Raw genomic sequence first — 13,620 nt, 5'->3', positions numbered from 1 at the left:
CCGGTTCCCTCGGAGTTGCTCCAGGCGGAGGGAAGCGTAGTTGCGCAACTCCTGCTGATCCTGAGCCGCTTCCAGGAGCTGGCACTTCTTGCGGAAAGCCTTGACCAGATCCGGGCCGTACCTTGCCGCGAAGAAGTCCGCCTCTCGATACAGGCGTTCAAGGTCTTGATCCTCGAAGGCAATTCGCACCACACTCCCCTTCACCCCTAGGGTGAAACCAGCGTAGCATGGGCCGGTCGATGGTGGGAAGAGGCTGGGCCGGTGTCGGCTGGTCGGGGCACTCGGGCGGCCACCCACCCGCTCGGCGCTGAGTCGCCGGGCGGCTACGTGGGGGAGACAAGGACTCAGCCGCTTCTGTGGAGGACCCGCAAGTCAGCCTTTGGCAGGCCGGGGTGCCTCGGGGCGTCAGATTGCTGGGGCCCCGTCCCCCGAGGGGCGCTACCTACCAGCAGAGCTGCGCGATGCCGGACAGTCCCTTCCGCAGCTTCTCCTGCTGACTGCGCGATTCAGCGCTGGTCGTGATCAGGCCATGCGCGAATCCGACAGTCGCCTCGCTGGCTTGGGGGTCAGGCACAACACCGGCCCCGAGGGCGCGCACATTGCCGGCTTGCATCCGGGCAGCAGTCCCGGGCGAACGGCAGATGTCATGCCAGTCCAGGCCAGCGTCATTGAGGAGTCCCTCGCGGTAGACGGAACATCCGTCATCATCGAAGCAGAAGGCTCCTGATGTGACCCGCCTAGTCTGCTTGCCCTCATCGATCTTGATGTGGCTGGGCTTGAGCGGAATCCGGCGCAGGAGCCAATCACGGTCGAGGATCAACGGATCATCGTGCATGTTAGATGTGAGGGTGACGGGCGGCAAGATCCTGAGCCAGGATGTCCAACCGAGCCTTCAGCTCCTCGATCAGCAGAACAGCCTCGGGGTCGCCGAGAGCGGTCTCTCTGTCCACCCCGGGACGATCGCCGACGGGATCTAGCAGCCATACGACTCCGCCGTCAGGGAAGACGGTTATCTGCTCCTCGACGTCGTTGACCAGCCACTCCACTTTCACCGCGTTTCCGCCAGCCGGGAAGACCTGAGGCGTCGGCTGATCAGCATCCACGATCTCGATCAGCAGCGCGTTGGCCGTGCGCGCAGCCAGCGTTTCAACTCGGTATGCAGAGTCGGCGGCCATGAGCTCGATGAGCCGACGCCGGGCAAAAGCTAGCAGGCGCTCCTGAGTCACGCTCCGGCGGGAGTGCCCATGAATTCCCCAATGCCAGGTGGGATCCGTTTCACCCGCCGCCTGAGTGGCAAGAACCTGAGCGACGTAGGACGTGCCTGGCGACGCAACTCCCTGGAGGGGCGATGCGAGGCTCATGACACACGCTCCCACGATTGCTGGATCGACTCTTCAGTATGACGCAGGAATCCGTCCAAGCACATTTCGTGGACATGATCCAGACCGGAGCGAACGACATCGGAAGAGGCCGCGCTGCCTCGCAGCTCGCTTCGCGCAAATACGTTCAGTGCGATGTCCGATGGCGACCCCTTCATCTGACCGGCCTCCAGCTTGAACTCAGATCTGGGCGCGCCATCTGGGGGTACTTCCAGTATTTGAACGTTCACGAGCGTGCCGTTCGAGTCAGATGGAAGCTCCGCTGCCGAAACGAGAACGTCAGCCAGGCCCGAGCCTGGACGGACCCCTCTGATGAGGTTGAAGTATGACGCGTCAACCGAGACGATCCTCGCCTCATCTAGCAGGTCGCAAGCTTCACGAAGCAGTTCCAAGAGCTCGCTCCGAAGTTCCCCGTAGCGGGGGTAGGTCGACTCATCTCGCAGCCTCCAGTTAACGAGCAGCCGATCGGGTTGAATCTGAATGAGCTTGGTGTCATCGACTGAGATAAGCCAGAAGCGTGGAAACGGTACCCCAAGCTGCAGTCCGATGAGTGAACCAGTCGCCCCGAGCGGTAGTTGTGGCAGGAGCGGGGCTTGTGCCTGGACGGTTGGGTAACGGTTGCGCCAAAGGGCGCTCATATACAGAATCGTTTGGGCGGAGAGCGGGTCGCCAAACTCAACGCCGAGGCTCTTCTCGATCAGGGGAGGACGGCTGAACGTGACATCGGGGCCTCGTTGCACATCACCACGATAGCTAACATGACTCCGATACCACGGCAGGGAACCAGTCTTGGTGCGCGAGCGCGTCGACATCGCGTCCCGGTGGGTCCGGTGGATCCAGGTCCGCTTCACGTGTAGCGTTGTTCAGCATGGAGTTGGGCGACTGGTTCCAAGACAGCACGCAGGAACTTCTCACCACCCTCTTGGGTATCGCCGGGATTGTCGGGACCGGATGCGTGGCGCGCATGGGGCTCCTAGCCACTATCCGCACGGCGCGCGAGGCCCGCACCGCAGAAGCCAGAAGAGAGGTCCTTCCGGACGCTTCGATGCTCCGCGAATGGATCGAGTACGGAATGGCCGAGCAGCTTGAGCGAGAGGGTGACGACGTTGCTGGGATACACTTTCCAGCTCCACGGATTGCGTCCCCCGGTCAAGCGATCAGCACGGCCCACGAGATAGCCGATCTCTTCCCAAACGCGCGGGTTCGGAAGGCCGCGCGCGAACTTGGCGAGATGATGTCCGCGAAGTATGTCCGCATCGATGGTGACAGGCTCGGCCAGCCGGACTCCGACGATCTCTATGCTTGGCTGCAGTCGACCGAGGAGCTCATCGAGCTGATCCATGTCTCGCGCATTGACACTAGCTCGCGATAGCCCGGAGGGGAGTGATCGGGGGCGAGATTTCTCCCCCATCGGGGCATGGGTTCTCGACGGTTTCAGGTGGTGTCGTTCTGTCCACTTTCCGCCGGTGATGGGGGTGTTGATGAGGTATTGCGCTGCCCGCTCCCTGATCTCATGGGCGCAAACGCGGTTGCTTCTGCAGCTACCGTAAGGGCGATGGTTCGCACCTTCCTCGCACGTGTCGTGTCCGCGCCGATGCCACACAGGCAACTGTGTAGCACGCCATGGCATGTGTAGTAGCGTGGCGGACATGTACCAAGAGTTGGGTCGATTGCTGAGTAGTGCGCGGACGCGCCAGGCATTGAGTCAGGGAGAGCTGGCCGCGCAGCTTGAGGTGGCACAGCAAACTGTGAGCCGGTGGGAGAAAGGGCAGTCCCGACCACCCGGGAAGATGGTCGCAAGAGTGGCGGCTGCGCTCGACTTGGACGTTGGAGAACTCGTGTCCGCTGCTGGGCGAACGGCGAAGCCGGACTCCGATCCTGGTGCAGAACCGCTACCGACCCGTCCCCTCCTTCGGACCATTCCGCTAACCAGTCTCGCGGAGGACGTTTTCGAGCAGTTTGTAGCAGAGCTTGTCGAGCGACGGTTCCAGGGCGCAACGGTAAGCCAGATCGGAGGGCGGGGCGACGACCAGCGTGGTTTCGACATCCTGGTCGTGAAGCCAGACGGTCAGCGCATTGGTATTCAGTGCAAGAGGACGCAGAGTTTCGGGCCAGCGAAGGCGCGGCAGGCCGTGAAGGACGCCGAGATCGACGTGGATGAGTCCGTGATTGCTCTCGCCCGAACTGCGACGTCCGCAGTGCGGTTTGAGATGGAGAATCATTCCGGATGGAGCCTGTGGGATCAGGCTGATCTGTCGCGGCAAGTCCGGAGGTTGCCAGATGAGAGTGCCATTCAACTAGTCCGTGCCTACTTCCCCAGCCATGTCGCTTCGTTCCTTGGAATGCCGGGGGCCGGGCCCTGGATGACAGTCGACGAGTTCTACCGACGCACCCCATCGACGATCTTGGATCATCGGCAAGAGCTCGTTGGCCGTGATGCGGTGATCAACGAGATGCTGGAGTGGGTGGCCGACCCCGAGTCCTCGAATATCGCCATCGTTGTTGGTCGCGGCGGGCTGGGGAAGTCAAAAATCCTACGTGACGTCGCGAGCCGAAGGCATGAATCGGAAGTTCACTTCCGGTTCGTTGCACTCGACCAGACGCCCGCGCCGACTGATTTCGACAGCCTCCCGCGCGCAGGCGGACTCGTGGTCGTAATCGATGACGCACACGGCATGGGTGGCATTGCTGGTCTCGCGGCGCAGCTACGGCAGCACCGACCGAATGCGAAGCTGCTCTTGGCAAGTCGGCCGGACGGTAAGGCGAGCTTGAGCGCCGAGGTCCGGAGGCTCAATCAGTCTCTGCGGCACGTAAAGAGCTGGATACTTGAGGATTTGTCGCCACTCGACGCCCGCAAGCTGGTCTCATCTCTCATCAATCGGCCGGTCACCGATCCGCTGGTCTGCCAGTTGGCGGCCATCAGCGCTGATTGCCCCTTCGTCGGCGTGATAGCTGCTGATCTTCTCGAGCGCGGGGAGCTCTCTGGGTCGGCCTTTGGATCTGATGTCTTGCTGCGGGAGGAGGTCTTCCGCCGATTTGGCGAGTTGATCACCGACCAGGGGTCCGGAACAGAGGCGATCCACCGTCGAGAGGTTCTCGTCGCGCTTGCTGCCTTCCAGCCGGTGCGATTGAGCGATGAAGCCTTCGCCACAGCGATCACCAGCGTCACAGGTCTCGCGTCGTGGGACGAGGTGAACGGTCGCATATGTCAGCTAGAGGACGCTGGGCTGGTTCTTCGCCGCAGTGGCTCGGTCCGGGTTGTTCCGGACATGCTTGCTGACATTGTTCTGAGCCGAGCTGCGTACGACGATCGAGCCGATCGCGCCACACGCTACCTCCGCCGCGCCCAACATGCTGCGCGCGGGGCGGCGCTCCAGCACTTGCTGGTCAACGCCTCGCGAATGGATTGGCAGGTTCGGAGTAGCGCGTCGACGCGCACTGACATGGTGGGTGAGTTGTGGACGAACCTGCACCGCGATGTGGCTAGTGGATCCTATGAGCAGCAAGTCGAGCTCCTGAAGCTGTGCGCCAGGATGGCGCACTATCAACCGCGACGAGCGTTGTCACTTGTGGAGGCGGTTCTCGCCACCAAGCCAAGGGCCACCGATGCTCCCCAGGTCGCTGACTCCACATGGGCGACTTCCCGGGAGGACGCTGTCCACGCGATCACTCCTGTGCTGAGGAACATCGCTTGCCACCTTGAGTTTCTGCGGTCGGCCCTTGATTTGCTCTGGTCACTGGCACAGGGTGACAAGCGGCCGCCGAATCAGCACCCCGATCATCCACTTCGCGTCTTGAAGGAGCTGGCCGACTTTGGTAGCGGGAAGCCTCTTGAGTACATCGAAGTTGTTGTCGACGCCGCGACTAGTTGGCTGGCTGAACCTTCGAAGGTGTCGCCGTTCGACGTCATTGAACCTGTCCTCGCCGTCGAGGGCTGCGATCACATATCCTCGCATCTAGCGCTCACGTTCTACCCATTCGCTGTCAGTCCTGATGCAGTCCGCGACATTCGATCCCGCGTGATCAAGCTGGCGGTCGAGCAGGCTCGAAGTGGCGATGTGTCGGCTGCTGTCCGCGGCATCAGAGCGCTCGAGAATTCGATTCGCGGCCCAGTCGGGATGTTTGGCCGCTCGCCCAGCGACGAAGAGCAGGCTGCGTGGTCCAAGGAGTTCGTTCCAGTCATCAGGGCACTGGGCCGAATCGGTGCCGAGCCGGAACATGATCCAGCTATCCGAGTAGCGATTCGCGAGGCGGTCAGATGGCATGCGGCCTACGGCCCGAGGAACACCAAGACAGCCGCGAATGTTGTGTTGGACTCCCTGGCGACATCGCTTGACGACGAGCTGGCTCAGTGTCTGCATGATGGCTGGGGAAGTGGTGACCTGCGGACGGCAGGTAGCTACGCGGAGGCCGAATGCGAACGGGCGGCCCGCTTTGGCCGCGTGGCCAGAGCTATGAGTGAGGGCCGCGACGACGATGAGGTGCTTCAGCACTTGGAGGAACGCCTGTACGTAGAGCGCACCGCGTTGGACGGCGGCGGCAGTTCTGGCCGTTTCCTCTGGGAAGCATTTGCCGCGAGGCCGACCATAGCCATCCGGCTTTGCGAGGCTGTTCTGAGCGGTTCCTACCCCGAGCTGACTGGATTCGTCGCTCCTGCCTTGTCTGTGCTTGCGAATGCCGGAGACGCTAGAGCCGTAGCCTTGGCCGACGCCATGGCCGACAGCCCCTCTGTCCGGCTGCAGCGGGCTGCCGCCGGGGCTCTGTCGTGGAATCGCGGCGGGCGCACGAAGCTTCTCGGGGGTGAGAGGGAGCTGTTGACGCGGTTGGCGGAGCACGCGGATGAACTGGTCCGGGCCTCGATGGGTCGCGCTGTCTACCTCATTGGTCTTTCCGACACCACAGAGGCGCTCGACTTACTGGCCCGGGTCGAGTTCGGTCAGTCGACCAAGGTCGCTGCGGAGTCGTTGAGCAGCCTCGCACCGCGAGGCCCACTGAGATGGGGTGACGCCGATTCGGCCCTGCGAGATTCGCTCCTGGATCAGCTCCTCGAATGCAAGTCCATAGACGAGTACGAACTGAAGGCCGCGCTCAGCGAGCTGTCGCGGCTTGACCCTCTTCGGGTGACGAGCTTCCTCCTCGACCGGATCGAAGAACGAACAATCAGGCGAGATTGGGACTACGAGGCTCTCCCTCGAGGTTGGGATCCTCCCCTGGGAGTTCGGGAGACAGCCCAGTTGGCTCGCTGCCTGGCGGAAGTGCGAGCGCGAATGACCAGTAGCGGAAGCGGCCGGGGCCAGTACTCGCTGCGCGACGACATGGCAACGTTGTACGGGCTGCTGGCAGTCGAGTGGGATCACCAGGCCCTGTCCGTGCTCGACGTCGATAGCACTAGCTCGCCGTCCGCACTACTCGCGGTTGCGCGCATACTTGGCCACGCGCCGTCCACGGTGCTGTTTGACAATGTTTCAACTGTCGCGAGACTTCTCCACCAGGCGCGGAGGCTTGACCGGGACGAGGCAAGGACCGTGTTCCAGGCGCTCCTGCCGACGAACCATGGCGTTCATGCCGCGTGGTTGGGCCATCCGGGCCACGAAGACGCGAGGAGCCGAGACCGCGCTCGTCAGACGGCGCAGGGACTTCCGCGAGGTTCAATCGAACGTGGTTTCTTCCAGACACTCGCCGACTCCACGGAGAACCGCCTCCGTCTCATGACAGAGCTGCCCGACCGCTCCTACGACATGAGGGACTGGTGATGGCCCTCCCCCTCAACCTCAGGTGAACCAAATGGTCCCATCCTCGCCAGAGGAGCGCGCGCAGGCCGTCAACGTGGCCAATCTGTACAAGCTCGTCTCGCAGATTCCAGAGACAATCGAGCGAGTCGAGACCCTGATCCAAGCCCCAGTCGAAGCCGGGTCGATTCGCGACAGAGTGGCCAAGCTCGACTTCGCGGCCGAGGCATTTGCGATCGCATCCATCCACGTGGCGGCCGGTCTTGATGCCCTCAGGAGTCTCCACTTCTTGGTTCTCCGGGAACCTGATGATAGGAATCTGCGGATCACGGTTCACGGGGCTTGCGTCCTCGTGCGCCAGTCATTGGAGTCGGGTGCGAGCGCCCGTTGGCTCGTTGGGGATCTGTCTCTAACGGTCCTGCAGCAGCGCGGATTCGCGGCGGTTTGGCGCAGTACCCACGAGCAGGCGAGCTACCTGAACTCACTCCGAGGTGACCCACTGACGCAGAAGGCCAACGAGACCTGCGAGCAGCTCATCGCCGACGGCCAGAGGCTGGAACTCGTTGGCGCCAGAGGAAGAGGGGACCGAGAGAAGATCTTGCCCAAGGTACGCGTACCAGACTCGGCGAGTCTTGCGCGGGCGGTTCCGCTGCGGCCAGAGATCGTAGATGCTGCGGCCAACGTGCTTGGGCCGGGTGTTGCGAATGCGGAGTGGCTCTATCGGTGGTCGTCCGGCATGGCGCACGGCTACATGTGGGCTGCCCTCTCCGACTCTGAATTGGTTGCCAGTCGCCTCACGTGCCTGGACGACGTCCCGATCTGCAGCGTTGAAGGCATGACGCGCTTGCGACTCGACCACGTACGTTTCGCTCTCGCGCTCCTAACCGCCATCGACGTCCTAACTGGCGTCGCGGCCATCGTCGCCGACTCGGGGCGCGCGTAGTTGGACTCGACCAGGACGGTGGGGACAGGCCGAGCGGCACGAGTTCTCCCGCCAACGCATCTGCACTGAGTCAGTACTGCACGGAACCGTTGCGGACGGCCTCCGCAAACCCAGCTACCTCCGGGAACAACCTTGATCGGTCGAGCCCGAACGATCCCGCCAAGTGTGCCCGGAGTGTCGTCTTCTGTTGAGTCCCGATGATGATCGCCGCGAACGGCAGGTGTGCTGGTTGGCCCGCCGTCTTGGCCCACTCGAGCACGTCCTTGGGGGGCGTCTTGGGGCCACAGCCCGTGACTTGATCTACCTGGACCAGGAAGGGTGGAGGCTGGTTCACAACTGGCGCTCGGAATAGGCGCCCTCGTTGAGCCGCCATCCTCCCGCTTGGTCGCGTGGGCTCAATCAGGAACGGTCGTCCCCCTGCGAGGTGCTGTCGGTACTCCTCAGTCAATGGATCTGCCGCGTCGCTCCACTTCGCGTATGAGCTGGCCGATTCCGTGGCCAAGTTCGGCCAGTCGGTGACGTCGAAGACCAACGCTACCCCGGCCTTTCTAGCGCTGTCTGGGTCGGAGTCTTTCTCGCACGCGAACCACAATGCTGTTAGGGGATCAGTGGTGAGGTCGATGAGCCCCGTGGGAACTCCATGATGCTGGAGAATGGCGAGTAGTTGCTGGTCGCTTTGAGGTCCCGCGAACTCCGATGCTGGCCAGCTTCGGGCAGCCTTCAGGAGCTTCTGCTCGGCTGCAGCAACCGCTGGCTCATCGTGCGGAGCGTCCGATTCCCTCAGTCTTCGCGCGAGTGCTGGCTCCAGTGACCAGTGCATGTTCGCTTGCCCACGCCATAGGAATCGCCTGGTGGACTTATGGGTGCCCAGACGTGTCACGGCGCTCATCAGGTCGGCGACGGAAGAAGGCTTGTAGGCCCACCCCGACTTCGCCCAGTGGTTCAGTCCAGACAAGTGCTACCTGCCAGTCAGTTGTGAGTACATGGCAAACAAGGCCGCCTGCCGGTCAGTCAGAGCCGGGGTCGGCGGAAGGTCAAACAGGGGGTCGATGACAGCGTCAATCCTCGCGTGAGCTGCCACCAGATCTGATGGCATGGCTTCGGGGTCGTACAGCTCGGCGAGTGAGGCGTGGGGGTGGTTCGCTCGCGCTAGGACAACTCCGCGTGCAGCGTCACTAAGCGCCGATAGGTGGTTCGCAGCTGCGGGGGGCAGGGGGAACGTGTTGTAGCTGAAGGTGTTGGAGAAGCGAACCCGAGACTCGAGGCGGCCTCCGATCGTCTTCATCCATGCGATGAACATCGTCGACGACACGACCGCGAGCGCTGTTCCTTCTGGGTCGGGCGCCATGAAGACGGCGTTGCTGCTGATGACGTCGGGTGTGAAGTATGCGGCAGCGAAGTAGCGCCGTCTCTCGCTGACGACACTTGGGATGCAGAGGTAGTTGACGCTGGGCTGAGCTCGTTGCCCGAAGAGATGCGGCGTTGCGGCCATTCCGCGAGTGGATTCGGCTGTGCTTGCTGACCGGAACTCCCTCACCCGCCGCAAACGAGTTGCGAGCACCGGGCTGGCTTCCAGGTCGCTGGCGGGCGCATCGACCAGCCACAGGCACCAGCGGGGCCTGTCATGTATGAGCTCACGCGCCCCAACGTACCTGCGCAGGTACTTGGAGGCTATCGGGTCCGCCGCGACCTCGGGCAGTTGCTCTGGCTCTACTACGAGGTTCCCGTCATCGCGTGGCATGTTTCCAAACGCTGCGGGGCTGAGAGGCGTGAATAGTGGCTTGCGGGCCTGCTCGACGATCACGTTGATGGCGGCGACGAGATATGGATTGATGTTGGTCACGGCTGTCGACACGGCTGCCTGGGTTCCGCCGGAGGGGTAGGTGAATAGCGTGGGCAGAGTTGCCGAGCCCTTGGTGAATCCGACGATAACGCAGTGAACTGCCGCACTGCCGTGTGTCTCGCTGGACCAAACGAAGGATTGGTGGGCGAAGAGAACCCTCCAGCCAGCCTCGAGGATGGGTTCCCACAGTGCCTCTACGGGTTCTCCTTGACAGATCGAGGAGGTAGACACAAATGACCATCTGCCTGGATGGTCCTCGAAGTAGTCGAGTGCCTTCGCGTACCAGGCAGTCACGTAGTCCAGTCGTCCGATGGTGTCGGTTCCCCACGCTGCTCGTAGGTCGGCGGCTTGTTCTAGCGTGCGTGTCGCGTGCCCAAGGAACGGTGGGTTGCCGAAGACCCGCACGTTGGCAGCCGGGGGCAGCACATCGGACCAGTCCATCCGCAGTGCGTTCCCGATAGCGATGTGGGCCGTGAGCTGAATTGGCAGGCGATCAGGCGCCTGGCCGAGGTCTTGTTCCATCCTCTGGTTGGCCTGGTGATCGATGAGGAACATAGCAGTCTCGGCGATGCGGGCGGGCCAGGGCTCGATCTCGACGCCGTGGAACTGGTCGATGGTGACGTTCAGGTCGATGGTTGCGTCCAAGGACAATTGCGAGCGGTGTCGGCCTGTTCTCCTCCCGTCAAGCTCGTCGAGGTCGCGGCGGCGCTTGAGGAGTTCAAGCTCGAACGCTCGCAGCTCGCGGTAGGCGACGACCAGGAAGTTGCCGCACCCGCAAGCTGGGTCGAGGAACCGCAGATCCTTGAGGCTGTTGTGCAGGCGCGTGAGTTGGCCCTTACTGTCCCACGCTGCGGCCAGCCTCTCGCGCAGCTCATCCATGAACAATGGGTCGATGGTCTTGAGGATGTTCTCCTCAGTGGTGTAATGCTCGCCGAGAGCCCGACGTTCCTCGGCGCTCTTGACTTCTTGGAACATCGAGCCGAAGACGGCTGGTGAGATCTGGCCCCAGTCGAACTTGCAGGCCTCGATGAGGTCCCTGCGCAGCGTTTGGGGAAGGGCTGCGGGGATGGTGACGGGATCGTGGAAGATCCCGCCGTTGATGTACGGGAGCCGGTTGAGGTGCGGGGGCGCGCTTGAGGGCCGTTCGTGCATGGGCGTGTCGACGACGGTGAATATGTCATGCAGCCGCTCAGCTAGGTCTTGGCCGTTGGGGTCGGTGTGGTCGGTGAGGTAGTCGTGGAAGAGGTTGCTGGCCCACATGCTGGTGTCGTCGCCGAACATGAGGAACAGGACTCTGGCCAGTATCACGGAAGCGTCGGCGTCGTTGACACCCGCCGTGGAGAGCTGCTCGTACAGCGTGCCCATGAGTCGGGCGGCGGCGACAGAGGCCTTCTCGGCCTCCGCGTCGAAGGCGTCGCGCATCCGTTGCAGCAGCTCGGGCAGAGTGGTGTTCGCCGTCGGGTCGATGGTGATGCGGGTCAGACGCTCGACCAGGTTCGCGTTGCGCTCGCCAACGGCGTGAGGGTGGTTGACGAGTCGCGGGTTACCGATGCCCCGGTGGTTGGCGTAGCGAGGCCAGCGCCACTCCTGGCGGTCAGCATCTGTGAAGATGATCAGCCGTTCCGCGCTCCGGAAGGCCAGCGTGGCGTCAACCCTGCGCTGACCGCCATGTGGGGGGATGACCGGGCAGTGCCATACTCCGAGGCCGCGGTAGTTCGCCACTTGCTTCACACTGACGGGTTGGTCGTCGATGGTGATGGCCACGGGCGGCTGCTCGGGACGGTTCCATGCCAGGTCCTCGGTGAACAGTCGGGTGAAGGCCTGTCGGTCGACGAGTTCGAGGATCGCCCGGAGTGCTTCTTCGGGTGCGCTGATCACGAGCCGATTCCCATGGTGCTGACGATGCGTATGGGGTCGTGGCTCCGGCGTTCGATGCTGAGCCGGTCTTCGGCATTCAGTCGCATGACCAGGCTGGCGAGAGCGTCGAGGTCGCCAGCGCTAATGGCTCGGCGCAGCTTGCGTTCGGAGTCGCTCGTCAGCGGGTTGCGAGCGAGCACGTCCAGGGCAGCGGCGAGTTCGGGGTTCTGGTCGTAGAAGGTTCCGGATAGTCGTGACCAGACGGTACGCCTCACACCTCCGAGTTGGCCTTCGAAGACCTCGGGTCTGGCCATGGGCGCCTCGGGCCCTTGGACGAGGGCGGCGATGAGGTCGTCGCTGTCGCTACGGGCTTCTTGAGCGGGGGTTTCCGGCTCACATTCGAAGACTTTGAGGACTTCATGACCGGTGATCAGTTGCAGTGCGCCGTCCGCTGCGGCGTACCCATAGGCTGCGGCCCCGCCCTCGGTACGCACGTAGCATCCGACGCCGGGCGGGAAGACGTCATGATCTCGCGCTGCCTTGGTGGCGTGGGTGAGGTCGGGTAGGGCAATGATCCGTTGGGCTACGTTGGGGTCGTCGCGCGTGGCTGCGTTCCAGATCTCGTAGGCGAGGCTGGCGGCGTCGACCTCGCTGTCGAGTTCGGTGTCGTCGAGGACTCCGTCGTACAGGTCCTTGATGAAATGGACTTCGCGCTCCTGGCCAAAGAACTGTTCGTCGGAGCCAAAGGCGCGGGCGTTGGCAGCTAGGCGCTGGGCGATGCGCTGCCGCAGGTTGAGGACGTTCTCGACGGTCTCGTGGAAGAAGGAATAGAGGGTGACTGTCTCGGATTGCTGGCCGATGCGGTCAACGCGCCCGGCGCGTTGGATGAGCTTGATGATGGCCCACGGCAGGTCGTAGTTGACGACGATGTGGGCGTCCTGCAGGTTCTGGCCTTCGGAAAGCACGTCGGTCGCGATGAGCACTCGCAGTTCCCGGTCGACTGGTTCGGCCTCCTCGCCGGGCAGGGCGTTCGATAGCGGTGAGAACCGTTCGGCGATGCGCGTGGGGTTTTCGGTGTCGCCGGTGGCGCTGCCGACTGAGGGAATGCCTGCGGCGAGCAGCGTGCTCGTGATGTAGTCGGCTGTGTCCTTGTATTCGGTGAAGATGAGGATTTTCTCGTCGGGGTGCGTCTGCGTGATTAGTTCGACGAGTGCGGTGATCTTGGAATCCCGTTCACTGCTCCAGGCGCCGTAAGAGTCCAGCAGCGTCTGCAGCGCGTCCGTGTCAGCTTGGAGCCTTTTGGCTAGTTCTCCGGTGAACATCTCCGCGCGTACCCACGTCACAGATGGCGGGTCTCGTTCGACCAGAGCGTCGTATTGATCTTGGGGGGTAGCTTCGGTGCCGGCGTCGTCATCGATGTCGGAGTCGCTGTCGGCGGGGTTGAACATCTGGTCGACAACCGTCCCGGTCGGCAAGGCCAGGCCGGTAGCCAACGCGTAGAGGAATAGGCGGTTGCGAACAACATGCCGGGTGAGCGACAACTGGTAGGAGTAGCCGCACGAGGAAAGTCGCTTGAAGAAGTTGGTTCGCACGAACCCGGCGACCTGGCCGCGGCTGCGCTCCCACTTCTGCACGATGAGTTCCTCATCGGGGGTGCGGGTGACGCCTTTGGCGAGGTAGCGGGCGAGGTCGTAGCGCGGGAGGCCGAGGGCGTCGATCACTGCCAAAGTGGGCTCTCCCGGCATGAATGTGGGTCATCGGGTCGGCCGCTCGTGAGGGAGGCGTAGGTCGATGGGGCCGCAGGAGAGCATGACAAGGGCGAGGGCTGCGTGGGCGGAGTGGAAGCCGTAGGCGCGGCGGGTGATCAGC

Annotated in this window: 10 protein-coding genes; 3 read left to right on the top strand and 7 right to left on the bottom strand. The window is 63.0% G+C overall.

Annotated elements, in window-relative coordinates; all coding sequences use genetic code 11:
- From Q8P38_04825 to Q8P38_04810, 4 genes are all read right to left on the bottom strand, one after another.
- A partial coding sequence (locus Q8P38_04825) for a type II toxin-antitoxin system RelE/ParE family toxin (GenBank protein MDP4013923.1) occupies window positions 1–192 on the bottom strand: 192 nt, incomplete at its 3' end.
- A gap of 250 nt (window positions 193–442) precedes the next feature.
- The gene (locus tag Q8P38_04820; GenBank protein ID MDP4013922.1) at window positions 443–835 is read right to left on the bottom strand and encodes a hypothetical protein; all 393 of its coding nucleotides are present in this window, start codon (window positions 833–835) and stop codon (window positions 443–445) included.
- 1 nt (window position 836) lies between these two features.
- Window positions 837–1,361 carry a hypothetical protein gene (locus Q8P38_04815; GenBank protein MDP4013921.1) on the bottom strand — a complete coding sequence of 175 codons (525 nt, stop codon included), beginning with the start codon at window positions 1,359–1,361 and terminating at the stop codon, window positions 837–839.
- A complete protein-coding gene (locus tag Q8P38_04810) occupies window positions 1,358–2,119 on the bottom strand; it encodes a TIGR04255 family protein (protein MDP4013920.1) in 762 nt (253 codons plus the stop codon). The genes Q8P38_04815 and Q8P38_04810 overlap by 4 nt, the downstream gene beginning before the upstream one ends.
- A gap of 128 nt (window positions 2,120–2,247) precedes the next feature.
- Between Q8P38_04810 and Q8P38_04805 the strand changes: the two genes are divergently transcribed.
- From Q8P38_04805 to Q8P38_04795, 3 genes are all read left to right on the top strand, one after another.
- Complete coding sequence (locus tag Q8P38_04805) at window positions 2,248–2,751, top strand: hypothetical protein (GenBank protein ID MDP4013919.1); 504 nt, start codon at window positions 2,248–2,250, stop codon at window positions 2,749–2,751.
- A gap of 277 nt (window positions 2,752–3,028) precedes the next feature.
- On the top strand, window positions 3,029–7,132 hold the full coding sequence (locus tag Q8P38_04800) for a helix-turn-helix domain-containing protein (GenBank protein MDP4013918.1): 4,104 nt from the start codon (window positions 3,029–3,031) through the stop codon (window positions 7,130–7,132).
- A 31-nt stretch (window positions 7,133–7,163) separates the two neighbouring features.
- Entirely contained in the window at window positions 7,164–8,051 is an 888-nt protein-coding gene (locus Q8P38_04795; protein ID MDP4013917.1) for a hypothetical protein, read from the top strand.
- A gap of 70 nt (window positions 8,052–8,121) precedes the next feature.
- On the opposite strand, the gene Q8P38_04790 is transcribed toward Q8P38_04795, so the two are convergent.
- From Q8P38_04790 to Q8P38_04780, 3 genes are read right to left on the bottom strand one after another with little or no spacing between them, the layout of a single operon-like run.
- Window positions 8,122–9,006: an FRG domain-containing protein gene (locus tag Q8P38_04790; GenBank protein MDP4013916.1), complete on the bottom strand. Its 885-nt coding sequence runs from the start codon at window positions 9,004–9,006 to the stop codon at window positions 8,122–8,124.
- Window positions 9,007–9,009: 3 nt separating this feature from the next.
- Window positions 9,010–11,772, bottom strand: coding sequence for a hypothetical protein (locus Q8P38_04785; protein ID MDP4013915.1), 2,763 nt, complete (start codon window positions 11,770–11,772; stop codon window positions 9,010–9,012).
- Window positions 11,769–13,472 carry a C-terminal helicase domain-containing protein gene (locus Q8P38_04780; protein ID MDP4013914.1) on the bottom strand — a complete coding sequence of 568 codons (1,704 nt, stop codon included), beginning with the start codon at window positions 13,470–13,472 and terminating at the stop codon, window positions 11,769–11,771. The genes Q8P38_04785 and Q8P38_04780 overlap by 4 nt, the downstream gene beginning before the upstream one ends.
- Between the last annotated feature and the right edge of the window lie 148 nt (window positions 13,473–13,620).

This window comes from Candidatus Nanopelagicales bacterium (assembly GCA_030700225.1).
In the GTDB taxonomy this organism is placed as follows: Bacteria; Actinomycetota; Actinomycetes; order S36-B12.
Note: the sequence above shows the minus strand (reverse complement) of the source record. Positions and strands in the feature narration are given on the sequence as shown.